Origin of the sequence: Alishewanella sp. HH-ZS, assembly GCF_001704375.1 — a bacterium.
Classification (GTDB): domain Bacteria; phylum Pseudomonadota; class Gammaproteobacteria; order Enterobacterales; family Alteromonadaceae; genus Alishewanella; species Alishewanella aestuarii.
The window spans coordinates 1-26301 of record NZ_LZEJ01000034.1; the positions used below are offsets into that span (position 1 = coordinate 1).

The 26301-nt window shown below is 50.8% G+C and carries 24 protein-coding genes; 19 read left to right on the plus strand and 5 right to left on the minus strand.

Features of this window, described 5'->3' with window-relative positions:
* Nucleotides 1-175 precede the first annotated feature (175 nt).
* The 5 genes from cysG to A9165_RS12885 all read left to right on the plus strand — a co-directional run bounded on the left by cysG (nt 176) and on the right by A9165_RS12885 (nt 4107).
* The gene (gene cysG / locus A9165_RS12865; protein WP_065956185.1) at nt 176-1597 is read left to right on the plus strand and encodes a siroheme synthase CysG; all 1422 of its coding nucleotides are present in this window, start codon (nt 176-178) and stop codon (nt 1595-1597) included.
* A 58-nt stretch (nt 1598-1655) separates the two neighbouring features.
* Nucleotides 1656-2279: an adenylyl-sulfate kinase gene (cysC, locus tag A9165_RS12870; protein WP_065956186.1), complete on the plus strand. Its 624-nt coding sequence runs from the start codon at nt 1656-1658 to the stop codon at nt 2277-2279.
* An 11-nt stretch (nt 2280-2290) separates the two neighbouring features.
* Complete coding sequence (gene cysQ / locus A9165_RS12875) at nt 2291-3055, plus strand: 3'(2'),5'-bisphosphate nucleotidase CysQ (RefSeq protein WP_065956187.1); 765 nt, start codon at nt 2291-2293, stop codon at nt 3053-3055.
* Nucleotides 3056-3080: 25 nt separating this feature from the next.
* On the plus strand, nt 3081-3773 hold the full coding sequence (rsuA, locus tag A9165_RS12880) for a 16S rRNA pseudouridine(516) synthase RsuA (protein WP_065956188.1): 693 nt from the start codon (nt 3081-3083) through the stop codon (nt 3771-3773).
* A gap of 91 nt (nt 3774-3864) precedes the next feature.
* The gene (locus tag A9165_RS12885; protein ID WP_008606402.1) at nt 3865-4107 is read left to right on the plus strand and encodes a GlsB/YeaQ/YmgE family stress response membrane protein; all 243 of its coding nucleotides are present in this window, start codon (nt 3865-3867) and stop codon (nt 4105-4107) included.
* Here the strand turns inward: A9165_RS12885 and A9165_RS12890 are convergent.
* Nucleotides 4104-4346 (minus strand): DUF1289 domain-containing protein, encoded by a 243-nt coding sequence (locus tag A9165_RS12890; protein ID WP_008984885.1) that lies wholly within the window; start codon nt 4344-4346, stop codon nt 4104-4106. The genes A9165_RS12885 and A9165_RS12890 overlap by 4 nt on opposite strands.
* Nucleotides 4347-4747: 401 nt before the next feature.
* Here A9165_RS12890 and ilvG point away from each other — a divergent pair, with 401 nt between their 5' ends.
* From ilvG to A9165_RS12915, 5 genes are all read left to right on the plus strand, one after another.
* The gene (gene ilvG / locus A9165_RS12895) at nt 4748-6394 is read left to right on the plus strand and encodes an acetolactate synthase 2 catalytic subunit (RefSeq protein WP_065956218.1); all 1647 of its coding nucleotides are present in this window, start codon (nt 4748-4750) and stop codon (nt 6392-6394) included.
* A complete protein-coding gene (gene ilvM / locus A9165_RS12900; protein WP_008606405.1) occupies nt 6394-6648 on the plus strand; it encodes an acetolactate synthase 2 small subunit in 255 nt (84 codons plus the stop codon). Before ilvG ends, ilvM begins: the two co-directional genes overlap by 1 nt.
* A gap of 39 nt (nt 6649-6687) precedes the next feature.
* The gene (gene ilvD / locus A9165_RS12905) at nt 6688-8538 is read left to right on the plus strand and encodes a dihydroxy-acid dehydratase (RefSeq protein ID WP_065956189.1); all 1851 of its coding nucleotides are present in this window, start codon (nt 6688-6690) and stop codon (nt 8536-8538) included.
* Complete coding sequence (gene ilvA, locus A9165_RS12910) at nt 8538-10112, plus strand: threonine ammonia-lyase, biosynthetic (RefSeq protein ID WP_065956190.1); 1575 nt, start codon at nt 8538-8540, stop codon at nt 10110-10112. The genes ilvD and ilvA overlap by 1 nt, the downstream gene beginning before the upstream one ends.
* Before the next feature lie 105 nt (nt 10113-10217).
* Entirely contained in the window at nt 10218-10403 is a 186-nt protein-coding gene (locus A9165_RS12915; protein WP_065956191.1) for a ribosome alternative rescue factor ArfA, read from the plus strand.
* 44 nt (nt 10404-10447) lie between these two features.
* On the opposite strand, the gene A9165_RS12920 is transcribed toward A9165_RS12915, so the two are convergent.
* A complete protein-coding gene (locus A9165_RS12920; protein WP_065956192.1) occupies nt 10448-11224 on the minus strand; it encodes an ABC transporter substrate-binding protein in 777 nt (258 codons plus the stop codon).
* Nucleotides 11225-11235: 11 nt separating this feature from the next.
* Nucleotides 11236-11754, minus strand: a complete 519-nt coding sequence (locus A9165_RS12925; protein ID WP_065956193.1) for a hypothetical protein — start codon at nt 11752-11754, stop codon at nt 11236-11238.
* Nucleotides 11755-11815: 61 nt separating this feature from the next.
* Here A9165_RS12925 and yjjX point away from each other — a divergent pair, with 61 nt between their 5' ends.
* The 8 genes from yjjX to A9165_RS12965 all read left to right on the plus strand — a co-directional run bounded on the left by yjjX (nt 11816) and on the right by A9165_RS12965 (nt 24125).
* Nucleotides 11816-12331 (plus strand): inosine/xanthosine triphosphatase, encoded by a 516-nt coding sequence (yjjX, locus tag A9165_RS12930; protein WP_008606409.1) that lies wholly within the window; start codon nt 11816-11818, stop codon nt 12329-12331.
* 164 nt (nt 12332-12495) lie between these two features.
* On the plus strand, nt 12496-14964 hold the full coding sequence (locus A9165_RS12935; RefSeq protein ID WP_065956194.1) for a S8 family serine peptidase: 2469 nt from the start codon (nt 12496-12498) through the stop codon (nt 14962-14964).
* A 202-nt stretch (nt 14965-15166) separates the two neighbouring features.
* Entirely contained in the window at nt 15167-15982 is an 816-nt protein-coding gene (locus A9165_RS12940) for a DUF6689 family protein (protein ID WP_065956195.1), read from the plus strand.
* Nucleotides 15983-15988: 6 nt separating this feature from the next.
* Nucleotides 15989-16837, plus strand: a complete 849-nt coding sequence (locus tag A9165_RS12945) for an FHA domain-containing protein (RefSeq protein WP_065956196.1) — start codon at nt 15989-15991, stop codon at nt 16835-16837.
* Between the two features lie 49 nt (nt 16838-16886).
* On the plus strand, nt 16887-20207 hold the full coding sequence (locus A9165_RS12950; RefSeq protein ID WP_065956197.1) for a protein kinase: 3321 nt from the start codon (nt 16887-16889) through the stop codon (nt 20205-20207).
* Nucleotides 20197-20910 carry a sensor histidine kinase gene (locus A9165_RS12955; protein WP_065956198.1) on the plus strand — a complete coding sequence of 238 codons (714 nt, stop codon included), beginning with the start codon at nt 20197-20199 and terminating at the stop codon, nt 20908-20910. Before A9165_RS12950 ends, A9165_RS12955 begins: the two co-directional genes overlap by 11 nt.
* Nucleotides 20907-21545: a response regulator transcription factor gene (locus tag A9165_RS12960; RefSeq protein WP_065956199.1), complete on the plus strand. Its 639-nt coding sequence runs from the start codon at nt 20907-20909 to the stop codon at nt 21543-21545. The genes A9165_RS12955 and A9165_RS12960 overlap by 4 nt, the downstream gene beginning before the upstream one ends.
* Nucleotides 21546-21656: 111 nt before the next feature.
* Nucleotides 21657-24125: a S8 family serine peptidase gene (locus A9165_RS12965; protein WP_065956200.1), complete on the plus strand. Its 2469-nt coding sequence runs from the start codon at nt 21657-21659 to the stop codon at nt 24123-24125.
* 57 nt (nt 24126-24182) lie between these two features.
* On the opposite strand, the gene A9165_RS12970 is transcribed toward A9165_RS12965, so the two are convergent.
* A complete protein-coding gene (locus A9165_RS12970) occupies nt 24183-24599 on the minus strand; it encodes an organic hydroperoxide resistance protein (RefSeq protein ID WP_065956201.1) in 417 nt (138 codons plus the stop codon).
* 151 nt (nt 24600-24750) lie between these two features.
* Between A9165_RS12970 and A9165_RS12975 the strand changes: the two genes are divergently transcribed.
* Nucleotides 24751-25203: a MarR family winged helix-turn-helix transcriptional regulator gene (locus A9165_RS12975; protein WP_255365721.1), complete on the plus strand. Its 453-nt coding sequence runs from the start codon at nt 24751-24753 to the stop codon at nt 25201-25203.
* Between the two features lie 4 nt (nt 25204-25207).
* Here A9165_RS12975 and A9165_RS12980 read toward each other — a convergent pair whose 3' ends face one another.
* Nucleotides 25208-26188 carry an MDR family oxidoreductase gene (locus A9165_RS12980; RefSeq protein WP_065956202.1) on the minus strand — a complete coding sequence of 327 codons (981 nt, stop codon included), beginning with the start codon at nt 26186-26188 and terminating at the stop codon, nt 25208-25210.
* Nucleotides 26189-26301 lie beyond the last annotated feature (113 nt).

Sequence of the window (26301 nt, forward strand, 5' to 3'; positions counted from 1 at the left end):
GTGATCCCGCCTCCTACTCGATTCTGAAATATACCGCTACCTTATTAGCTTGAGTATAAATAACGCTACTTTTGATAGCCTTTGGTTATAACTGAGCGCAAATTGCTATTTCCGCTTTGCCGCGCTGCTGGGTAAGCTGTCAGTCTGATAATAAAGGCTGCAACCCGAGGCGACTGTGCAGTATCTGCCACTTTTTGTAAAACTAACCGATAAACCGGTGCTGATTGTCGGCGGCGGCAGTGTGGCGCTGCGCAAAGCCGGTACCTTATTGAGCGCCGGCGCCCGCTTAACCGTGGTAGCGCCGGATTTTGCGCCGGAATTTCTTCAGTGGCAGCAACAGGGCAAAGCCGAGTTGTTACCCGGTTTTTTTACTCCTCAGCTGCTGGATGGCAAGTTGCTGGTGATTGCCGCCACCGATAATGACGAGGTGAATGCTGCGGTTTACCAAGCAGCGACAGAGCGCAATATGCTGGTTAACACCGTTGATGATCAGCCAAAGTGTGGCTTTATTTTTCCATCGATTATTGATCGCAACCCGATCTTAATTGCCATTTCCAGCTTTGGTACCGCCCCGGTATTAGCCCGTCGGTTAAGGGAAAAGTTAGAAACGCTGTTACCACAACATCTGGGGCCACTGGCGGAATTGGTTGGTCGTTTTCGTGACCAGGTCAAAGCGAAATTTCAGGGTTTTGCGGCGCGGCGTCAGTTCTGGGAGCGGGTATTTGACTCAGATGTGGTAAGACAACTGGAGGCGAACCGGCCACAGCAAGCGGAGCAACAGTTAGCAGAGATGCTGCAGAGTGAACAACCACGGCAGGGCGAAGTATGGATTGTCGGTGCCGGCCCGGGCGATCCGGAGTTATTAACGTTAAAAGCCTTACAACTGATGCAGCAAGCCGATGTAGTGGTTTACGATTATCTGGTGTCGCCACAGATTATGGAGCTGGTACGCCGTGATGCGGAGCGGATTTGTGTTGGCAAAAAAGCCGGTGCGCACTCGGTGCCACAGCAGGATACCAATGCGCTGCTGGTACAACTGGCGAAACAAGGTAACAAAGTCTGTCGCCTAAAAGGCGGTGACCCCTTTATTTTTGGCCGCGGTGGCGAGGAAATTGAAGCCCTGTTGCCAGAGCAGATCCCGTTTCAGGTGGTGCCGGGTATTACTGCCGCAGCCGGTTGCGCCGCCTATGCCGGTATTCCGTTAACCCATCGGGATTATGCGCAAAGTGTGCAGTTTGTGACCGGCCATTGTCGTAAAGCCGGCGATGAGCCAGACTGGTACAGTATGAGCCGGCCACATCAGACGCTGGCGATTTATATGGGTATTCTAAAAGCAGCGGATATCCAACAGCAGCTTGTTAGTTTTGGCCGGGATCCGGCAACGCCGCTGGCGATTATTGAAAATGGTACCCGTCGTGAACAACGGGTGATCACCGGCACCTTGTCTGAATTAGCCCAATTGGTCGAGCAGCAACAGGTGGTTTCACCAGCCTTATTAGTGATCGGCGAAGTGGTAGCGTTACAATCGCAGTTGCATTGGTTTGGGCAAAGACCTGCGGCGGCAGTCTTTGCCCAGCCGTTAACCCGGCTGGCTTAAGTGGCTGATCTTTCTCGGGGATGCTGATACAGTAACCAAAATTCCAAAGGCAGGCGGTATGACAGAAAGCAACAAAGCGAGTCACATTCAATGGCAGCCGTATCAGATTGATGCGGCGGCCCGTGCCCGGCTAAAGGGCCATCAAAGTACAGTATTATGGTTTACCGGTTTAAGTGGTTCGGGTAAATCGACCGTTGCCAATGCCCTTGAACAAGCTTTACTGGCGCGTGGTGTGCACACCTATTTGCTGGACGGAGATAATGTCCGGCATGGTTTATGTGCAGATTTAGGCTTTAGCGCAGCCGATCGCAGTGAAAATTTACGCCGGGTTGCTGCTGTCGCTGACTTAATGGTCGACGCCGGTTTAGTCGTACTAAGCGCCTTTATTTCGCCGTTGCGCGAGCAGCGTGAGCGGGTAAAACAGATGTTGCCGCCGGGGAAATTTCTGGAAATTTATATCGCCACGCCGCTTGAAGAGTGTGAAAAGCGTGATGTTAAAGGCTTATATAAAAAAGCCCGCGCCGGCGAAATTCAGCAATTCACCGGTATCTCGGATCCCTACGAGGCGCCAGAGGCTGCCGATTTAGTGCTGAATACTGCAGAATTCTCATTAGAGCAAAGTGTACAACTCTTGCTCGACTTACTGGTTGCGAGGGCGATCATCCCGGCACCAGCTAAATAACGGAAAAGTCTATGTCTTATCTGCAACAGGTTATTGATATTGCTGAACAAGCCGGCCAGGCAATCTTAGAGATTTATCAGCAGGATAGCAGTCAGTTTAATGTTACTGACAAAGCCGATACTTCACCGCTGACGGCCGCCGATCTGGCGGCGCACAAGCTGATTGTTGATGCCCTGACGGCGCTGACGCCGGATATTCCCATTTTATCGGAAGAAGCCGCCAATATTAGCTGGGCAGTACGGCAACACTGGCAACGTTACTGGCTGGTCGACCCGTTGGATGGCACTAAGGAATTTATCAAACGCAATGGTGAATTTACCGTCAATATCGCGTTGATCGAGCAAGGTGAGCCGGTTCTGGGTGTGGTGCATGCGCCAGTGCTGGCAAAAACCTATTATGCGGCCAGAGGTCAGGGCGCTTGGCTAAAAACCGCAGCCGGTAGCCAGTCAATTCAGGTTAGTCAAACTTCCGATCGGGTTCGGGTGGTTGGCAGTCGTAGCCACCCCAGCCCGGATTTAGCGGGCTATCTAGCACAATTCCCGCAGCATCAGATGGTTGCAGTAGGCAGTTCTTTGAAGTTCTGTCTCGTCGCCGAAGGGGTGGCCGATGTTTATCCACGCTTTGGCCCGACGATGCAGTGGGACACGGCTGCCGGTCATATCGTGGCATTAGAGGCCGGCGCAACCGTACAATTTGACGGCATCAGCGGCCCGGTTTACCATCGCGAACAACTACTGAATCCGAATTTTATAGTCTCGGCGCTAAGAGCGGGCTAAACTACATTCATCAACAGGGTGAATTATGCGTTTAGATAAGTTTATTTGTGATTGCACCGGTCTGACCCGTTCGCAGGCCGGCAAAAGTATCCGTCAGGGTTTAGTCAGTATTAATGGTGAGCCGGTTAAGCAAGCTGCCCGTCAGGTCAGTGTAACTGATCAGGTGGAGCTCGACGGTGAGCCACTACAGCTGATCGGCCCACGCTATATTATGTTGCATAAGCCTGCCGGCTATGTCTGCGCCAATGATGACCCCGAACACCCTATTGTTTTTACCTTGCTGGATGAACCGCTGGTTGAACGTTTACATACCGTTGGCCGGCTGGATTTGGATACTACAGGTTTGCTGCTATTGACTGACGATGGTCAGTGGTCACATCGCTTAAGCTCACCAAAACACCATGTCGCCAAAACCTACCGGGTTTGGACTGCAGATCCTATCCCAGCTGACGCCATTGCCCAATTTGCAACTGGTGTAATGCTTCGTGGCGAAAAAGAGCCAACCAAGCCAGCACAATTAGAGCTAGTGGCAACGCATGAAGCACTGCTCACCATTCACGAAGGCCGCTACCATCAGGTAAAACGGATGTTTGCTGCTATTGGTAATAAAGTCGAGCGACTCCATCGCGAGCGGATTGGTGCTTTACAGCTGCCGGCAGACTTGGCTGAGGGCGAGTATCGTCATCTAACAGTGGAAGAAATTAGTCTTTTAGTCTAAAAGTAATTTACGCTGTTGCGTATCGCAGTTTCTGTGTTGTGTTTTATACAGTTAAGCTGCTGACTAAAAACAATAAACAAAGAGGGATATTATGAATTTTATTCTGTTTCTGATTATCGGTGCGGTCGCTGGCTGGTTAGCCGGCAATATTATGAAAGGCCGTGGCTTTGGTGTGCTGGGTAATATCGTAGTCGGGATCGTCGGCTCCTTCCTGGGCGGTATGCTGTTTGGTGCCTTGGGGTTAAAAGCCTTTGGTTTGATTGGCTCACTGATTACCGCAACAGTGGGTGCTGTGGTGTTGCTATATCTGATTAGTCTGGTGAAAAAAGCCTAGAACAAATCCAGTGAACCGGGTTGCGGCTCAGGTTGTGACCCGGCATTAGCCTTCTGCTGTAAGCGCGCCCGGCGCTGCGCCAGCAGTTTTAAAATACGCGCCCGCTCTGCTGCCGGCTTCAGATGCCAGTTAAAGCGCTCTTCGCGCGAGCGCAGGCAGCCCTTGCAATAACCGCGTTGATTGCTCTCACACACCCCAATGCAGGGGTTCGGTAGCTCAAATAACTCAAGTTGGTCCACGGCCGTGGCGACCTGCTGTTTTACACCTGTACAGATACTCTAGCGGCTCACTGCCGGCGATACAAATTTTAATTATTTTCAGCAAAAGTCATTTTTTCAGCAAAAAGCGGTTGACTCCGGACAGATAGACGTCTATTAATATAGCCAATCTGCTTTTTGATTAAAGCAACAACAATTAACCGTAAGAGTTAGTGAGTATTAAATGCGTTTAGCAGCCGTTCTGAACATCATTGTCCTCGTAATCGTGGTGATTATTAATCTCCGCGGGGGCGGTGTATTGGAACGATAGCGCACACTAAGTCGACTTCCAGCAAAACCCCCGCTCCGCAAGGACCGGGGGTTTTGTCGTTTCAGGGCTGGTGAAAATTGATTCGGGCAACAAGCAAAAAGGGCAACAGCAAATGAAAGGCGCAGAATTGGTATTAAAGGTATTACAGCAGCAGGGGGTAGACACCATCTTTGGTTACCCGGGCGGCGCTATTATGCCAATTTACGATGCGATTTATCACAGCACCGTTAAACACTATTTGTGCCGGCATGAACAGGGCGGCGCCTTTTCGGCTATCGGCTATGCCCGCGCTTCTGGCAAGGTTGGCGTCTGTTTAGCGACATCTGGCCCTGGCGCCACTAACCTGATTACCTCGCTGGCTGATGCCCTGCTGGACTCGGTACCGCTGGTCGCCATTACCGGTCAGGTATCACAAGCGGTGATGGGGACCGATGCCTTTCAGGAAGTCGATGTTTTAGGCTTATCGTTGGGCGTAACCAAACACAGCTTTATGGTCCGCGATGTCAATGAGCTGGCGCATACGTTACAGGAAGCCTTCCGGCTGGCACAAAGTGGCCGCCCCGGCCCGGTTTTAGTCGATATTCCAAAAGATATTCAACTGGCTGAGGTCAGTGAGCCCGAGTGGCCAACGCTGCCAACTGCCCGCTTAGCGACCTCACTGGCTAATGCGGCCAAAGCGCGGCAGCTGATCGCGCAGGCGAAAAAGCCGATTGCCTATATCGGTGGTGGTGTGCAGATGGCGGATGCGCTGCCACAGTTACAGGCTTTTCTGGCCGAAAGTGAGATGCCATCAGTCACGACGTTAAAAGGCATGGGCTCGGTGGCCCGGGCTAACCCGCACTATCTGGGCATGCTGGGGATGCATGGCACCCAGGCCGCTAATTTGGCGGTGCAGCAATCTGACTTACTGATCTGTTTGGGGGCACGCTTTGATGACCGGGTAACCGGTAAGCTGGATAAGTTTGCGCCGCACGCCAAAGTGATTCATGTGGATATCGATCCGGCAGAAATTAATAAGGTGCGCTTTGCAGACTGTGCCTTGCTGGGCGATATGAAGCAAATTCTGCCGGCGATCAGTACCGCCACCCAATGTGCTGACTGGCTGACGCATTGTCAGCAATTAAAGCAGCAATATGGCTGGCGCTATGATCATCCGGGTGAACGAATTTTTGCTCCTCTTATGCTGAAACAACTGAGTGAACGGATGCCGGATAACAGCGTGGTGTGCTGCGATGTAGGCCAGCATCAGATGTGGGTGGCGCAGCATATGCGTTTTAATAGCCCGCGCAATCATTTATCCAGCGGCGGCTTAGGCACCATGGGCTTTGGTTTACCGGCGGCAATTGGTGCCAAGCTGGCACGGCCACAGGGCACGGTTATCGCCGTCAGTGGCGATGGCTCCTTTATGATGAACGTGCAGGAGCTGGGTACTATCAAGCGCTTCCGGCTGCCGGTGAAGATCGTCATTATCGATAACCAACGGCTGGGCATGGTGAAGCAGTGGCAGCAACTGTTCTTTAATGAACGCTATAGCGAAACCGATTTATCGGATAACCCGGATTTTGTGGCGCTGGCAGCGGCCTTCGCCATTCCCGGCCATACCATTACCCGCAAAGATGAAGTGGCAAGCGCGCTGGAAGCGATGTTTAGCTGGCCGGGGCCCTATTTATTACACGTACGGATCGATGAAAAAGACAACGTCTGGCCTTTAGTACCGCCAGGTGCCGCGAACGAAGATATGCTGACGGAGACGAACTGATGCAACATACCCTGAATATCACCACCCGCAATGAAGCCAGCGTGGTAGAGCGTTTACTGCAGGTAACCCGTTATCGTGGTTATCAGCTGGCTGGCCTGGCGATGACCCCGCTAACTGACCGGGCCGGTTTACAAATTACCCTGACAGTGCAAAGTGAGAAACCCATTACGCTACTGACCAGTCAGCTGGTGAAGTTATATGACGTACAGCAGCTGGAATTGGCTTCGGCTGATGTTGCTGTGCTGCGTGCCTAATCGTGCTTAATTGACTTACGTTTTTTACAGGATAACAAGATGCCAAAACTCAGATCCGCTACCGTCACCGAAGGCCGTAATATGGCGGGCGCCCGTGCCTTATGGCGGGCCACCGGTGTAAAAGATACCGACTTCGGCAAGCCGATAGTGGCGGTGGTTAACTCCTTTGTCGAATTTGTTCCCGGCCATGTGCATTTGCGCGACCTCGGTAAGCTGGTAGCCGCCAGCATTGTTGAAGCCGGCGGTATCGCTAAAGAATTTAATACCATCGCGGTTGATGATGGCATTGCCATGGGGCATGGCGGTATGCTGTACAGCCTGCCGTCGCGGGAGCTGATCGCGGACTCGGTAGAATATATGGTGAATGCCCACTGTGCCGATGCCATGGTCTGTATCTCGAACTGTGACAAGATCACCCCGGGTATGCTGATGGCCGCGCTGCGGTTAAATATTCCGGTGATCTTTGTTTCCGGCGGGCCAATGGAAGCCGGTAAAACCAAACTCTCGGATCAAATTATCAAGCTGGATCTGGTTGATGCCATGGTATCGGCGGCCGATCCCAAGGTCAGCGATGCCCAAAGCGAGCAAATTGAAAAGAGTGCCTGCCCAACCTGCGGCAGCTGCTCAGGGATGTTTACCGCCAACTCGATGAACTGTCTGGTGGAAGCATTGGGCCTGGCGCAGCCGGGCAATGGCTCTTTACTGGCAACCCATGCCGATCGCAAAGAATTATTTGTGCAAGCCGGTTTCCGGGTTATGGAGCTGTGTAAGCGTTGGTACCAAGACGATGATGTTACGGCCCTACCGCGTAGCATTGCCAATAAGGTTGCCTTTGAAAACGCCATGATGCTGGATATCGCGATGGGCGGTTCAACCAATACGGTGTTGCATTTACTGGCTGCCGCTATTGAAGCCGAAGTGGACTTTACCATGGCTGATATCGACCGCTTATCGCGTATCGTGCCGCACCTGAGTAAGGTGGCGCCCTCTACCCAGAAATATCATATGGAAGATGTGCATCGTGCCGGTGGCGTGATTGCGATCCTGGCGGAGCTGAACCGCGCCGGTTTACTGAACCCCAATACGCCGCATGTTGCCGGTAGCTCACTGGCTGAGGTGTTGGCGAAGTGGGATATTAAAACCACTACCGATCAACAAGTAAAACAGTTTTACCTGGCCGGTCCGGCCGGGATCCGCACCACTCAGGCGTTTTCGCAAAATTGCCGTTACCCGTCATTAGATGATGATCGGGCGGAGGGGTGCATTCGTGATAAGGCGCATGCCTATTCGCAGGATGGGGGGTTAGCCGTACTGTTTGGTAACCTGGCGCCAAAGGGGTGTATCGTTAAAACTGCCGGTGTCGAGCCGGAAAACCTGGTATTTAGTGGCCGGGCGCGGGTATTTGAAAGTCAGGATGACGCTGTTGCCGCCATTCTGGGCGGCAAGGTCGTGGCCGGTGATGCCGTTATTATCCGCTACGAGGGGCCGAAAGGCGGTCCGGGGATGCAGGAAATGTTGTATCCAACCAGTTATTTAAAATCGATGGGGCTGGGCAAAGCCTGTGCGCTGATCACTGACGGTCGTTTCTCGGGTGGTACCTCAGGCTTATCGATTGGTCATGTGTCACCGGAAGCCGCCAGCGGCGGCGCTATCGCGCTGGTCGAAGAGGGTGATCGGATAGAGATTGATATTCCCAACCGCAAAATTGCCATTGCCGTCAGTGACGAGGTGCTGGCCAGTCGCCGCGCCGCGATGCAAGCCAAGGGCAGTAAAGCCTGGAAACCGGAAAACCGCCAGCGTGTGGTCAGCGCCGCGTTAAAGGCTTATGCGTTATTAGCCAGCAGTGCCGACCAGGGTGCGGTACGCGATCTGTCAAAACTGGAGCAGTAATGGATAATCTGGCACGGGCAGCAACCGACTGCAGCGATGCTGAGGTGATGCAGCACTATCTGCGGGAAATTCTGTTGTCGCCGGTGTATCAGGCGGCGGTAGAAACGCCGCTGGATGAAATGCATAAGTTAAGCGCCCGCCTTGGGCAGCAGGTGTTGTTAAAGCGTGAGGATAAGCAGCCGGTTTATTCCTTTAAACTGCGCGGCGCCTTTCATAAACTGCATAAAGTGCAGCAACAGCAGCCTGATGCCGAAGTGATTTGCGCGTCGGCCGGTAACCATGCCCAGGGTGTGGCGATGTCCGCCGCGAAATTAGGTCTGGACGCAACCATAGTGATGCCGATCACTACGCCGGAAATTAAAGTAGCCGCAGTGCGGGCCTTGGGTGGCAAGGTGGTGCTACATGGTACCGCCTTTGATGAAGCCAACAGCTTTGCGATGCAAAAAGCGCAAACCGAAGGTGCCATCTATATTCCGCCCTTTGATGATGCAGATGTGATAGCCGGTCAGGGCACCGTGGCCAAGGAGCTGCTAAGCCAGCATAACCGCCTGGATGCCGTCTTTATTCCGGTGGGTGGTGGTGGCCTGATGGCGGGGATGGCGGTCTATATCAAAGCCATTCAGCCTCATGTCAAAGTCATTGGTGTAGAGCCGGAAGATGCCGCCTGCTTAAAGGCCGCCCTGGCAGCCGGTGAGCCGGTGACCTTGCCGCGGGTGGGATTATTTGCCGATGGGGTGGCAGTAAAGCGGATTGGCAGCGAAAACTTTAATCTGGCCAAACGGTTTTGCGATGAGGTGGTCACAGTAAGCAGCGATGAAATCTGTGCTGCGATCAAAGATATCTTTGATGATTTACGGGCCGTGGCCGAGCCGGCCGGTGCTTTGGCGCTGGCCGGGCTCAAGAAATACAGTCAGCTGTTAAAGAACAGCACCTTACCGCGGCCGCAGCATTATGCCGCTGTCCTTAGTGGCGCCAATCTTAACTTTGATACCCTGCGCTATGTCTCCGAGCGCTGTGAGCTGGGCGAGAAAAAAGAAGCGGTGTTTGCGGTAACCATCCCGGAGGAAAAAGGCAGTTTCCGCCGTTTTTGCCAAACCCTGGGTGGCCGCGCCATTACCGAATTTAACTACCGTTATGCCAGCGAGCACAAAGCGCAGATCTTTGTCGGCATTAAATTGCGCCATGGTGAGACTGAACTGAATACGGTAAAAAAGGCGCTGACCGAGGCCGGCTATCAGTATCTGGATCTGTCGGACGACGAGCTGGCCAAACTGCATGTACGGCATATGGTCGGTGGCATGCCACCACGTAAGCTACAAGAGCAGGTGTATCAGTTTAACTTCCCGGAATACCCGGGAGCACTGATGAATTTTCTGAATACGCTGGGTGAACACTGGAATATTACGTTGTTTCACTACCGCAACCATGGTGCCGCCACCGGCGACGTGCTGGCGGGTTTTGAAGTGGCAGAGCACAGTGCCATCGCCGGTTATCTGGATAATCTCGGTTATGAATACCGGCTGGTAACAGATAATAGTAGCTATCAGGCGTTTTTAACCGCTGCTCAGCCCTAGATCCCTTTAGTACAGCAGAGCACTGTATATAAATTGAACTAATCACTATTGTGTTAACCTAAGCGTGCAGTTAGACTGCGCGCGTTTTTATACAGGAGAGCAATAATGAGTAAGCAAGCGGCAACCGAGCATGGCCGCGGGGAAATTCGCGACAATGCGCTAAAAGCCTTAGTGACCAGTAAGCTGTTTCAACCCCGGGTGGTAAAAGCGAAAAAGGGCAAAGGCTCCTACAACAGAAAAGGGCGTAACTCGAAAGATTACGCCCTTGTTGTTTCTGCCCGCCTACATTAAAAACTAAACCTGGCCACATTGCTGAGTCGCAACGACGACCGAGTTTAGGGTTGCTTGTCAGTTATCTGCTCTGCAAAATATTGCTGCTGCAATTGTTGTACCTTGCCTTCTGTCACCAGTTTTTGCCAGGCGTTGCTTAGCGCTTGCTGCTGGCTGTCTGACCATCTTTTTTTACTAAAAGCAAAGTAAACCGGATTTTCATATAAGGTAAACAATGCCTTGTGTTGCAATGGATTAAGAGTATTATGCAAATAGAGCTGTTGCAAATTAAGCTGATCTTCCAACATATATTGCACCCGGCCGCTTAAAAACAGCTCCAGTTTTTGCTGATTAAGGGTAACAAAGACTAAGCGTTGGCGAAAAGCGGGCGCTGTCTCCAACGCTTGCTCAAAAGCTGCGCCATAGTAAATGCCCTGCATAGCGGCAATCAAATCTTTGCCATTAACTAAATCAGTTAGCGAGGTTTTATCCGGTGCCGGAACCTGGTTAGTGACCAGCTTTACCTGTTCTTGCTGGTGTGGGCCAATAAAATAGGCAAATTCTGCCCGTTGCTCGTTATAAGACACATTGCTCATCGCGTCTAGTTCACCACTGGCTAGCAACTGCATAGAGCGCCCCCAAGGGGTTTCTAAAAACTGACTGCTGCAGCCCAATTCTTTTGCCAGTGCTTGAAAAAGCTCAATATTGTAGCCGGTCCAGCTACCATCAGCCGCTTTAATAAAGCGTGGCGGAAAATGTTGTGCCTGCATAGTAAGCTGGCAAGCTTGCGATACCGGCATAAATAGCAGCAACAGCAGAGTGGTCAAAACGATTTTGAGCAATGCTTCAACCCCTATAATCTTATGGTATTGTCTGATGCAACGGACCATCGTGTTAGCCAGGCCTTGAGCTCATTTTCTTGCTGTATTCCAATCATTAAGCTAGCGCCATTTTTAAACCTGATTAGTAGCCCCTTTTTCCCCGACACGTTATAACAACGGTTGTGCGTTGTGCCGCGAATACCCCAGCCACCATAATCACCTAACGGCTGATAGGTCACGACATTGCAGTTTTGTATTTCATGCCACAGATGTTTACGCCAGCGCCAGAAAAAGGGAGTAAATCTAACAGCCAGACTATCTTGCTCAAGTCGAAGTTGTAAACTGGAAAAGTGCAATATAACTAAGAATGACAGCAGTAACAGGGTTAATATAATCAGTAGCAGATCCGGTGCCGGTTTATCGCCAAAGTGTTGCTGCAGAATGAGTTGTTGCCAGCTGCCATAAATAAAGAAAAGCGTGATAGCCAGACATAACCAATAGCTCCAGGTATAACGAAAACTCTGCTGTTCTTGGTAGGATTGCTCTGACATGTCTGTCTCTGAAAAAACGATATGTTAAAATGAGTTGAAAAATTACGATATAGGTTAATTAATGACTTGGCAAATATTAGTTGCCTCGGCCAATCCGGCCAAAATCCGGGCGGTTGAGCAGTGTTTTCAGGTGAATTTCCCTGAGCAAGCAATTGCGGTGCGCGGTATTAGCGTGCCGTCCGGTGTTGCTGAGCAGCCGCTAAGTAGCGAAGAAACTTATGCCGGAGCGAAAAACCGCTTAATGGCGTTAAAGCAGCAGGGCGCAGCCGATTTTTATGTAGCCATAGAGGCCGGTTTGGATGGTGAGATGACCTTTGCCTGGATGCTAATTGAACATCAGGGCAAGCTCGGCAAGGCGCGTTCGGCCAGTTTAATGTTACCCAAGGCAGCGCTGCAGGCGTTGGAGCAGGGCCAGGAGCTGGGCGATGTGATGGACGAGCTGTTTGGCACCCAGAATATTAAACAGGCTGGTGGCGCTATAGGTTTGTTAACCCAGAACCGGTTAAGTCGCAGTGGTGTTTATCAGCAGGCGTTGACGCTGGCATTAATCCCATTTTTAAATCCGGACTGGTTTTAAAAAACGAGGCTGTGACAGTGCCAAATGAAGCTGGCATCTGTCCGTCTGGGGGTTTTTCCCCAGTAAAGTAAGGGGTAAGCCTGATAGATCTGAAAAGTGCTTGGGGGCAAAGTGCAGTCAAGGTTGTGCACCAGACACAACATAGACTCAACCAGGAGAACCCTATGCTCTACCGTAAACTTACTAATACCTTACTTACTGTGGCCCTTGCCGGTTTTTCATTGTCCAGTGCCGCTCAGGCGGTAATCGGCTCACAGCTCACAGAGAAATTGCAAACACTACCAGCTGCTGAACAGCTGATGGTTGTTGTGACATTCGACCAGCTGGACCCGCTTAGCACCGATCAGGTACAGCGATTGATGGATCTGGGCATTACCCAAGGTGTGCAATTTAAGTCTCTGCCGATGATTGGTGTGCTGGTGAATGCTGCACAAATCAACCAAATCAGTACGATGCCTGATGTCCGCTCAGTGTTTTTAAACCGGCAATTACAATATTTTAATGCCGAAGCGCGTGAGCTTACTGGCGTCGAGCGTGTACAATCGCAAGCTTATCGTGATCGTAATGGCCTGACCTATACCGGTAAAGGTGTAACGGTATTGGTACATGACTCGGGTATCGACGCTACTTTAGATGATTTGGCTTATGGCACTAAAGTCGTGCAAAACGCGCAAGCTTTAACCCATGCCCAGGCCTTACGCGTAACCGGCGTGTCTGGCACCTGGATTGAAAATCAGCTTAATACCGACCTCAACTCCGGGCATGGCACCCATGTTGCGGGGACTGTTGCTGGCTTTGGTAGTCACTCTGATGGTAAATATAAAGGGGCGGCAGTGCATGCGGATCTGGTTGGCTATGGCTCAGGTGGCGGTATTGCTATTCTGGATGCACTAGGTGGTTTTGACTATGCCATCACCCGTATGTTTGATTTTAGAAGCCCAATCCGAGTGATCACTAACTCTTGGGGAGGCAGCGGTAAATTTGAACCGGATAATCCAATTAATGTGGCCTCTTACAAAGCCTACAAAATGGGCATTTTAACCGTTTTTGCTGCGGGTAACTCCGGGCCGGGTGAAGATACACATAACCCTTATGCGCAAATTCCCTGGGGTATTTCGGTGGGTGCCGGCACCAAAAGTGGTGATTTAATTGGCTTCTCCTCGCGCGGTTCACGCTTTGAAACGGGTGATTTCACCATGCCGGATGGCTCTGCCTGGACCTACCGCAATGAAGTGACAGTGGTAGCCCCTGGGGTTGATATTATATCCAGCCGCGCTAAAACCAACCTCGTTGCTAATGGTGGCGATGCCGATGTTGGGGTTATCGAACCGGAATACTTACCCTTCTACACCATGATATCAGGTACCTCGATGGCTACTCCGCATGTTTCCGGAATTATCGCCATGATGTTAGAGGCAAATCCAAACCTGCAACCACTGGACGTGAAACGTATCCTGCAGGAAACTGCAACCAATATGCCGGGTTATGAGGCGTTTGAAGTCGGCGCCGGTTATGTTAATGCGCACGCTGCGATAGCTGCAGCACTTGGTGAAAAAGAAGGCTACCGTGCTACGGTGAATAATATCAATACCTTTAATGCTAATGCATTAATTCGTCCGGCCGGTGATGAGTTACCCTTTGAACTGTTCTTCTCGCCAATCGGCGAACCAGAAGAGTTTAGCTTTGAGGTGGCAGAGGGGGTAACCCGGATCCTAGCATCGGCTACGCCTTTGGCAAATACCGTAAAACTGAAATTGACCAGCCCAACTGGAGAAGTTTACTTTGGTAGCTTGTCAACGCCGGTGCTAAGCAATGTGACTAAAGTATCCGCGCCGGCAGTGCCAGGTACCTGGAAACTGTCCATCTTTGGCTTAACCTCTCTTGCTGGAGTCACACCTGATCCACTGGGTGTAACCAACGGGCCAGGTGCGCCAGAATTTGTATCCGGCGCCATCAGCTTTTTAGCCTCCGATGGCTACACGGGTTTAAATGATATTCAGGGACACCCAGCGGAAAATGCCATCCAATATGCCGTCAGTGAGCGCTTACTGGATAGCTTTAATAGCAAGGTATTCAGACCCGATCATGCGTTAAAACGCGGCGATTTGGCGAAGTATCTGGTGATGGGAGCTGCTGTCCGGCAATACCGGCCGCATTTAAATGAGCCAGTGGTTAACACCAGCGATAAGATTGCCGATGCGATCAGACCTTTCGTGGACGCAGTATTAGCAACAGGTGGCGCCCTTAAAGATCGCCAGCAACAGCAAAGTGCGGTGTTACCACTGCAAAATGGTAAGTTTAATGCTGCCGGCTCGGTAACTCGCGATGTGTTGGCTTATGCCATGGTGCAGTCACTTGGCTTGGAACAACAAGCGAGAAGCTTTACCGGCAACCTGACGGTTGACTATCGCGGTCAGCGAGTACCGGTCAGAGACAGCGCTCAGATCCCAGCAGCTATGCGTGGTCATGTGCAACTGGCGTTGGAACTGAGTTTGATGAACGTACGCTTTGCTGTTGAACAAGGCCCCTTTGATTTGGAGCCAAAACTGGTTGCTTACTTTGAACCTAACCGAGAGGTGAAGCGTGCTGAGTATGCGGTATCAGCCGGTGCGTTATCAGATTACTATCTATAAATCGCGCTAGTGTAAGTTAACGTTTACATAAAACAGGCAACTTGGGTTGCCTGTTTTTGTTTTGTGCAGTTAGAAAGCAAGGGCTAATGTGGCAAGTAGGGGTTATCCCCTATTCTATTCTCGAAATCATTACTGCAGTATGTTGTTTGTTAATTGACCAATGCTATGATGCTTGGCTAGCCGAATTTAGGATGGAGTGATTATGTTAAGAACGATGTTGATGGGCGCCGCCCTGTTGTTCACCAGTCTGGGGCTTAATGCTTCGACATTCCCGGTGCATATCAGTGGTAACACTGCCGAGACCACCATTACCCTGCCTGGTGGCTTCGAAGTGGATGTTACCCTGAAATTTGAAAATGTAATGGGGTTAAGTGCGAAAAACCTGAATATCAGCGGCTATCTGGCTGATCCTCTGTCGCTGGATGTGAAAAGCCGTTTACCGGATGCCTTAATAAAGCAGCAGGCTGCATTTCCTTTAGTTGTGCGTATTGACCCGCTGGCGAACAGTGGCTTTAGTTTTTCCGGCCCTATTACCATTGAGTTGCATACCCACAATCTGCAATACAGTGTGAATACGCCATTACGTCTGTATAAATCCCATGCAGGTGGTGCTTTTGAAGATATCACCATAGCCACTGGCGCAGGCAGTATTCGGGCCAGAGGTCAAATGGGTAATTTATCAGACTTTATTATTGTTGCGGATTTACGCCCGGTGACTCAGGTTGTGCAGCAAAAAGCACAAAAACTGGAAGCCATGCTGGATCAGTTTGCCAATCAGATTGCGCCCGAGTTACTGGTTGCTTTGCAACGCAGCATTGGCGCAGTGAGAACTGACGTCCTGGCGGGGCGTTATAAGGCCGCTTTAGCTGAGTTAAAGCAAACGCAGCTGTTAATCAGTAATGCCGGTGCCGGCGAGTTACCGGATGTGTGGCGCTCGGCCCGTGATATCGATAATGTGGCGGGTATGCTGGCTGCAGCGTCGGAAACCCTGGCCTATTCATTACGTTTAGCACTGTAATAAGCTATGCGAGCCCAACTGACCGTGATCACACCCCAGCGCGCCGCCGACCAATTTGTGTTGGCGGGGCACGCGGCCTACACCATAGGGCGCGCTGCGGATAATGATATTGTGATTGCGGAGCCCTCGGTATCCAGACAGCATGCGCAATTGCGCTGTACTGAACAACTGTGGATGCTGACTGATCTAAACAGCGTTAATGGGCTTCGCACTAATGGTTTACAGCAGCACAGCTGCCTGTTGGAAGATGGTAGCGTGGTGCTGGTCGGCAATGTGCCGGTACTGTTTCAGACTTTGGCAGAGCAGCAGTTGCAACAACAGCGCCAGTTAGAACAATGGCGTCGGCAGCAATTGCAAATGATAAAGCAGCAGGCTGATACGGCCTTGGTTACCGAAGTGAATCAACTGCTAAGCGATGCCTTAACACTTTGCCAGATGGAACGGGCTGCGGTGTTACTCGGTGAAGACGTGTTATCCTTGCGCCTAGCGTGTACCGCCGGAGTCAGTAAAAGCCATCTGGCCCAGCCAGGGTTTTTTGGCAGTTTAGGCGCAGTGCAAAGTGCGTTAAGCGGAGCCACTATTATCGCCAACGATATTTCACAGCATCAGGCTTTGTCGCAGCGCACCAGCGTAAAATTTAAGCGCTTATCAGCAATTGCCTGTTTTCCGTTGCGGCTCCAACAGCAGGTGGTGGGCGTGTTTTATATTGATAGCCAGCAGCCGTGTAAGTTTTTGTCACAATTAGACGTGGAGCTGTTACAGGCATTAGTAAATAATGTTGGTTTATGTGTGTTAAGCCAACAACTGCAACAGTCTCTGCAAAAAATCACCGTAAATAGTCGGCAAGCCACCTAAAAAGCATTAGTATTGAGCTCAGAGGACTGAGTTTTAAAGAGGCAAGCTGTTGAGCAGTGCTGATGACGTAACCCAAGTTCTATCTGCGATAAGTGGCCACTCGCCCGGTACTGTGCTGGTCGAGCGCTTTCGCTTGGTCAAATTATTGGGCAATGGCAGTTATGGCAGCGTCTTTCTGGCCGACGACATGCACCTGCACTGCCAGGTTGCGCTAAAAATTTTACGCGCTGATTTATTACAGACACCAGACGCCACCGACAAGGTGCGCCAGGAAATTCTGGTAGCCCGTACCATTTCCCACCCCAATGTTATTCGGGTACATGATTTTTATCTGTCTGCGGAGCATGCCTTTTTTACCATGGATTATATCGATGGTTGCACTATGGCGTCGCTGCAACTTGATAACTTAGAAACTAGTACTGAGATAGTGACGCAGCTGGGTATCCAACTGATTGCCGCAACAGAGGCTGTTCATCAGCAGGGGATTTTGCATTGCGATATTTCCCCACACAATATTTTGGTGGCTGCGGATAATCGCTTGTATTTAACCGATCTGGGCTTAGCCAGTGCCATGCAAGATGTGACGCATCAGAGTTGTACACCCGCATATAGTGCACCTGAGGTTCTTCAAACCGCGGCTCACAGCCAGGCATCGGATTATTATGCTGTAGCCAGCACCCTCTACCAGTTGATTACTGGCACTTTACCCTTTGCACATACAAGCCTTGCCGAGCAATTAAGTGCTAAGCTGCGTCAACAACCGGATTTAACCGTTATTAAGCGCCACTTTCCGCAATGGCTAACGTTTTTCAGCGAAAATCTGGCGGCTTATCCGCAGCACAGGTCGCGTGATGCCGCACGGTTAAAACAGCTCTGGTTACAAGCGCCGCAGCCGATACGTAAACGTATGCAAGGTTTGGGATTAATGCTGGGGGCGGGCTCGCTAGCGCTGCTGTCCACGTTTTGGCTCTGGTATGTACAGCGTGAGACGATGGATGACAACACCCAAACACAAACCCTGACTTTGCCGCTAACGATGGCGGTAATGCCCATTTATCCGGCTTTGGAAAATACCCAGCAGCGTGCTTTGATCGAGTTGGTGCAACAAGTGCTGGGAGAGGCGCTGCGTTCCAGTAATGTCCGCATTATTCCACTTCAACGGGTTGCGACCACTCTGGAGCATTTGGGGTTTACACACCCCTTAACCGAGCGACAACTGCGTGACTTGGGGAATTTACTGGGGGCGGATGTACTATTATCGCAGCAACTGACTTTGCTTGAACGTAAAGTTGATCTTGCCTTCACAGTAACCGAACTTAGGCAACCCTTACTACCTGTACTTTGGTCTCAACGGCAGACAGTAGAAAAGGATAGTTTGTCGGCAGTGGTTAGCGCAAACATGGACCAGCTGTTACAGATGTTGAGGTCACATGAAGCTCCAGGTCTGGCGACGGCAACGCCGCTTCCAGCTGCGGCACAGCCGCTATATCAGCAAGTGGTGCTGGCTCGTACTCAGCAAGATGAAGCGGCATTTTTGGCAGGAGTCAGCCGCTTGCAGCAGAGCTTTCCGCAGCTGGCGGTGGGTTACCTGATGGCGGCCGACTGGCACCAACAACGGCAAAACTGGTTGCAGGCGGAACAGGCTTATGCGCAGGCTGTACAGTTTGCAGCAGCCAACAGCTATGACTATTTACTGGCCGCTGCCCGCTTAGCCGTGCTGCAAGAGCGTTACACCGAGGCTGATAACCACTATCAACGGCTATTAGCTGCCAAGCCCTTTGATACCAGTCTGACATTGGAATATGTAGAACTATTAAGCAGCCAAAGCCGTTACGCTTTAGCCAGTGAACAATTACAGCGCTTGGCAACTACCGATAAAACCAATCCGGAAATTTTCCTCCAGCTGGGAAAACTGGCAATTCGCACCGGGGACATTAATCGGGCCGTAGACGAATATTTGTTGCAGGCGCAGGTACTTTATACCCGCTTAAAAGACAAAGCAGGGCTGGCTGACACCCTAAATGCTTTGGGGGTGGCGATGCAGCGCCAAGGGAAATTTGCTGAATCGGTCCCTCATTACCAGGAAGCACTGAGTTTATTTCAGCAGGTTGATTTGCTAAGCGGTATGGCCAAAGCCTCCTCAAATTTAGGTTTTGTATTGCTGGTTAGTGGGGATTATTCTCAGTCTCATGATGCACTGCTCCAAGCGATTCAATATTACCGGCAACTGCAAGATAATTATGGCCTTGCCGTTACAACCGATTACCTCGGGTTACTTGAAGAAGAGCTTGGGAACTATCGAAAGGCGCAAAACTTTTACAATGAAGCCTTTAGCATTCGAACTCGCTTGGATGATAGCTGGGAGCTAACCGATAGCCTGATTAATTTGGGCTATATTTATTTTGTGTTATCTGAGTTTGAGCAGTCGCAAGTGTATTTAAAACAAGCTGAACAAACGGCTGTCGTCAATAATGATGCGCTAAGCCTGATTAAAGTACGGCAAATCCTAGCGCAATTAAAAGTGCAGCAAGGCGAATGGGGCCAGGCTTTTCAGCTGTTTAAAATTTCCGGTGAGGATGCGGCAGCCATTGATCTTACGGAAGAGACCTTGATCGCAAAAGCGTTTCTGGCCAAATTGGCTGGATTGCATGGTAACTTTACCCAGGCAGAGCAGCAATTACTCAGCTTTATTGAGCAAGCGGAACAGCAGGCCAACCCCAGAGCAGCTGTTGAGTTTCGCTTATGGTTAGTCGAGTTGTATCAGCACAGTGCACAATACACCAAAGCCGCGCAACAGTTGGCACTACTAAAACAAGAGGAACGCTATCCCAGTAATAATGAGCAACGGCAAAGCCTGCGCTTGCTCAATATCTATCAGTTGATGGCGTCTGCTAACCTGAAGGCAGCAACAGAGCAGTTGCAGCAACTGCAACTGAATCTGCAACAACAGCCCTTGCCACGCTTGGATGTAAAAATGTTTCTTGTCACGCAGCAGTTAAACTTGCTGCAGGGCCAACCTATGACAGCACCTACAGCAGAACACGATGCGATTTTGCTTCACCACGTACCTGAACGTTTACTTTGGTTAGAGCTACAAGCACGGGTGGCTGCGGCATCAGGTGATCGTGAAAAGGTGACGCAGTTGTTGAATCAGGCGATACCGTTATTGCGGCGTGCAACCAGTTATTGGCGAAATTTTAGTTTTGAGTACTTACAACTTTGTCTAAATCAAGCGCGTTGCCAGGATCAAGCAATGAAAGTTTCAGATACGGCAGAGTTCAAACGCTTACTAAAAAACTTGCCTGATGAAGCCCAAGCGGCATTTATTGCGCGGGAAAATACGCCGCTAAGGTCTGCTGATGACCGATGACGACGCGCTGGCGCAACAGCTGGCAAAGTTGAGCTTACAACAACGACAACTACAATGGCAGTTGCAGCAAAATGCACAGCAAATGCAAAGCATTTTGCGGCGAGTATGGCAAATTAACGATAAAGCACAAAAGCGCATTGCCAATGACCTGCACGATGGTGTCGGTCAGTTGCTGACAGCTTTGGTGAATGAACTGAGTGTGGCGCCTGTTAGCGCCGGCCAGCAAAGGGCACTTGACTTGGCAAAGTTGGCGCTGCAGGATACCCGGCAGATTTCCCGATTGCTGCGGCCACCGGTTTTGGATGATTTAGGTTTGCCAGCAGCCCTGTCGTGGCTGGTACGGCAAATATCGGCCAGTTGCCCTGAACTGCAAATCCAATTACAGCTGGATCAAACAATACAACTTGCTGAAGAGCTGCAGGTTATGGTATTTCGGGTCTGTCAGGAAGCCTTAACCAATATCGTTAAATATGCAAAGGCAACCTCTGCCAGTATTGAGTTGCGTATGCAACCAGACCACTTAACCCTGACGATAGTCGATAATGGCATAGGCTTTGAACTTAACGCCCAGTCACAGCAGGGGGTTGGTCTGTGCAGTATGCAAGATCGGGCGTACTCGTTTGGTGGTCGCTGTTTAATTGAATCTGCAGTCAATCAGGGCTGTAAAATCATACTGAGTGTACCAATGCAGGAGGTAAGATGATTACAGTGGTCGTGGCTGATGATCATGACATTGTACGACAAGGCTTAGTCAGCATTATTGAGCAAGCAGAGGATTGCGAGGTTATTGGTCAGGCATCAGATGGTGTTGAAGCTCTGGCATTGTTGGAAAAGCTGTCGCCCAAAGTACTGGTCGTTGATATTAGTATGCCCAGACTAAATGGTCTTGAAGTCGTTCGGCAGGCCAGTCAGCGCTTTAAATCGAGTCAGATCCTGGTGTTAACCATGCATGAAGAGGAAGAATATGTCGTGCATATGGTGCGGGCTGGTGCCAATGGCTATTTAGTGAAATCGACCGCCAGCCAGCACTTATTAAGTGCTATCCGTAATCTGGCGGCAGGTAAAACCTACTATGGGCAATTTGCCTCCCAGGTGTTAGCTGAGCAGTACCGCCGCCCGAACGAAAGCCTGAACGATCCTTATAAAAATCTGACAGATCGGGAGCGGGAAGTGTTTCATCTGGTGATAGCCGGTGCCTCAACCAAAGATATTGCCCGAACCTTAGATATCAGCGTGAAAACCGCTGAAAATCATCGTGGTAAAGTGCTGGAAAAACTCAATATGCACAATTCAGTTGAACTGGTGCGTTATGCTGCGAAAAAAGGCTTGCTAGATTAAAAAACCAAAGATAGGTAGAAAAGCCGCAGCGGCTAGGGGTTAGCCCCTATGGGTTTGCCTGTATAGCTGTGTAACTCTGACCAAGCTTGTTAATAGCAGTCCGAGGAACACATGAAAACAATCAAAACAACTTTTACTCTACTCTCACTCTCTTTGGCGCTGAGCCTGTCAGCAGGCAGCCTGAGTGCGAAAACCCTAGATCCACAATTATCCAATCTGCTGCAGCAAACTTCAGCGGATACGCTGCATCAGGTCATCATTACTTTCGACCAGCAAGGCGCCCCAACATCATCACAGTTGGAGATGTTAAATAACCTGGGTGTCAGCGGAGTAAGCCTGCGCAACCTGCCTATTGTTGGTGCCCTGGCCACAGCCGATCAGATTCAGCAAATTTATGCCCGTTCAGATGTACTGTCTGTCTGGCACAACGCTCCCTTAACACTGGAAAATAATGCTTCTACGGCCATTACCGGCGTGCAACAGCTGCGCGCCGACCAAAGCCTGCGCAGCAGTGGTGTTCCCTTTTCTGGTCGCGGTATTGGTGTAGTGGTGAATGACTCTGGCGTTGATGGTTCCCATGCCGATATTCGTTTCCCAAATCATGTTGTGCAGAACGTACTGGCACAAACCAATCTCAACAGTTTCTCGGGTGTGTTGCCTATCACCTACCGTGAAAATGTTGAAAATACCGATATTGCCGGGGGGCATGGCTCGCACGTGGCGGGTATCATTGGTGCCAACGGCGCCCAATCTTCTGGTAAGTATGCTGGCGTCGCGCCGGGCGCAAAAATTATTGGCTACGGTTCGGGCGCGGGTTTATTTATTCTGGATACTCTGGGTGGCTTTGATTATGCCTTAACCAACCAATTTACGTATAACATCCGGGTTATCTCCAACTCTTTTGGCAGTACCGGTGATGTAGGTACAGACTTCAACCCAGATCATCCCACTAACGTTGCTACCAAAGCGTTAACTGATAACGGTGTTATCGTAGTGTTTTCAGCCGGTAACTCCGGTTCGGGTGAGTCAACCATCACCGGTAACTTTAAAAAGGCACCTTGGGTAATTACTGTCGCCGCCGGTGATAAAACAGGCGCCCTGGCGAACTTTAGTTCACGGGGTACCAAAGGGAAAGGTGGCGAAGTGGTGATCAATGGTGAACGTTTCGAATGGATCGATGAGCCAACCATTACCGCGCCGGGTGTTGATGTGATCTCGGTTAGAGCCTCGTTATCCAGCCTTAGTGCGTTGAGCTTGGCAGATGACAGTGAGCAAATTGAAGCGCAACATCTACCCTATTATACCCTAAGCAGTGGTACTTCGATGTCTGCGCCTCATGTTTCTGGCGTTGTGGCGTTGATGTTAGAAGCCAACCCCAATCTGAACTGGCGTGAGGTAAAACAAATTTTACGCGATACCGCGACCAATATGTCTGGTCGGGAGTCGTGGGAAGTTGGTGCAGGCTATGTCAACGCGCATGCTGCGGTGCAGGCCGCCGTGGCGATGGATAAGCGCTTTGGCACCACAGTGAAGCAAAACAGACAGTTTAATGCTAAAGCATTAACCTCTATTGCTGAATCCAGGACCATACCGGTACGGTTTTCGCCTGTGGGTCAACCAGAAGTACAAACCTTTGAAGTGGGCCCGGATATTTCGCTAATCAGTGTGAAGGCACGAGTAAGTTCTAACTCTGTAGCACTGGTATTAGAGGACCCTGCCGGTAATCGCTATGGTTCAGGTATTGCATTACCTGTATTGGGTGAGAATATCGGTTTATCCGCACCGGGTATGGCGGGAACTTGGAAGCTCTATGCGCGTGGTGTTGGGGGTGTCAGTGGTGTAGCCTTGGATCCATTAGGTGCGACCAATGGCTACGGCGTACCAGGAACCGTTAATGCGCAACTCAAACTGGTCCGCACCGAAGGCTTTACAGGCTTGGGTGATGTAATTGGTCATCCGGCGCAGGGCTTTATTGAATATGCGGTAGCAGAACAGCTGATGGATGGTTTTAGTTTCGGCTTTGACCCGGATGCCATCGTTACCAAAGCGCAATTAGCCGATGCTATGGTGCTAGCTGGTGCTGTACGGCAGAGTAACAGTGGCGATAAGCTGGTGTTCTCGGATACGCAATCAAATAACGCTGCAGCAGCAAACGCCGTAGCCCGAAAAGGTGCTGCGTTAAAAGATCTGGAGTTTAGCCAGCAGCCTGTCGTCAAGCCAGTTTCTGCTACCCAGTTTGGTGTGAACGCTAAAGTGACGCGGGCAGAATTAGCATACTCCTTAGTCCAGACTCTGGCTAAACAAGGCGACGCCGCCAATTTTAATCCGGCAGCCAATGTAAGGGTGTTTGCGTTTAATCAATGGATAGATGTTGCAGACAGTAACCTGATCAAACCAGAGTTAAAAGGCTATGTACAAAAGGCGCTGGATTTAGGCTTAATGACCGTCCGCTTTAGCCTGACGCAGGGACCATTCGACGCCGAACCGGTAATTAGCGCGCACTTTGCCGCGAACGACCGGGTTAGCCGTGCCAGTATGGCAATGTCGTTAATGACATTACACCAACTGATGGCGCAATAAGTCTCCCGACCACCCACCCAGCGTCGCGGCTTTGCCGGCAGACGCTGGGTAACCTTGTTACACCGCTGTATGTAACCTTACTTCAACATTACCACGGGTGGCATTAGAATAAGGACATACCTTATGCGCAGCCGCGACCAGCTGTTCGGCAGTATCTTCAGCCAGTCCAGGCAGTGACACATATAAATCCACGTCCAAACCAAAGCCGCCCCCGATTTTACCAATGCCAACTTCAGCGCGAATAGCTGTATCGCCTGGCAAGCTTTGTTTCTGTTGTCCGGCAACAAATTTCAAGGCGCCAATAAAACAGGCGGCATAACCTGCGGCAAACAGTTGCTCAGGGTTAGTTGCATCGCCTTTACCGCCTAAAGCCTTAGGTGCAGCCAGTTTAGTTTGCAGTAATCCATCGTCTGACTTGGCTTCACCATCACGACCACCGGTTGCTGTTACGCTTGCTTTATACAGAATTTCCATGTTGATTGCCTCAGTTTGGTTGCTATTGACTACCTGGACATCTTAACTGCAGTTAATCTTGTATGCAAGATTATTGCGTAAAATATTATTGCTCGGAAGTTGCCTGCTTCCGCTATAATGCGAATGTAGTTTGCCAGGCAAAGTGGAGACGATGTTAAAGATGGCCAAAACACTACCCTTACCGCAACAATTGTGTTTTGCACTTTATAGTGCAAACAATGCCATGATGCGGCTGTACCGGCCGTTATTGCAGCCTTTTGATCTGACCTATCCGCAATATGTGGTGCTGTTGGCATTGTGGCAGCAGGATAATATCAGTCTGGGGCAGCTTGGTGCGGCGACACTGTTTGACTCGGGTACCCTAACGCCTTTGGTAAAGAAGCTGGAACAAAAAGGTTGGCTGCAGCGGGTGAGTGATGCCAGTGACGAGCGGGTGAAAAAGGTGCTGTTAACCGCGGCAGGTCGGGCTTTAGAAACTGAGGTCGCAACTGTGATGCCGGCTTTACGTTGCCAGGTGGCACTACCGGAAAGCCAGCTGCTGGCGCTACGTGAGCAGGCGCAGCAGTTGCTGCAACAGCTGCAGCAACTGGAGGCTTGTCGTTAGGGCTTTAGCTGTTCACATTAACCAGCAAGCGGCCCTGAATGTCTCCGGCCAGCAACGCCTGGGCTTGAGGTATGGCGTCTGCCAGACTGATTTCCTGACTGAGTAAGGTAAAGTCGTCTGTAGTTAATAACCCGGCCAGTTGTGCCCAGGCCGCCAGTCGTGGCGCCATCGGTTGCATCACGCTGTCGATACCACAAAGTGTAATACCACGCAGAATAAAGGGTGCTACCGAGGCCGGGAAATCCATCCCCTGTGCCAGACCACAGGCTGCCACCACACCACCATAACGGCTCTGAGCACAGGCATTTGCCAGCGTGTGGCTGCCGACTGAGTCTACGACACCAGCCCATTGTTCTTTAGCCAGAGGTTTGCCCGGAGCGGACAGGCTATCACGACTGATGATCTCAGCAGCACCAAGTTGGCGCAGATAGTCTGCGGCACTGGCTTTGCCCGTCGCCGCCGTAACCTGAAAGCCCAGTCGCGCTAACAGCAATACTGCAAAGCTACCGACGCCGCCGGTCGCGCCGGTGACCAGTACCGGGCCGGCTGAAGGGGTTAACTGATGTTTTAACAAAGCCTGTACGCACAGCATGGCAGTATAGCCGGCAGTTCCGATAATCATCGCTTGCCTGGCAGTCAGCGGTGCTGGTATTGGCTGTAACCAGGCGGCAGGCACAGCAGCACGTTGCGCCAGGCCACCCCAGTGCTTCTCGCCCACGCCCCAGCCGTTTAACAGCACCTGATCACCGGTTTTAAACGCCGGATTCTGGCTACTCAACACCGTACCGGCCAGATCGATGCCTGGCACCATCGGAAAGTCCCGCACCACTGGCGCTTTGCCGGTAATCGCCAGCGCATCTTTATAATTTAACGTGGAATACGCAACGTCCACCACAACCTCAGCTGCCGGCAACCGGCTGGCATCGAGTTGCTGTAAACTGGCGCGATAATCAGGCGTTTTATCGATCACTAAAGCATTAAACATCAGACACCTCCGCAAAACTAGGTAATTAAGACTAGTCCAGACAAGGGCTTAGCGCTATGCGGCTTTGGTCGCATGCGCTATCACCGTTATATTTTGTTACATCTGTAAGGTTT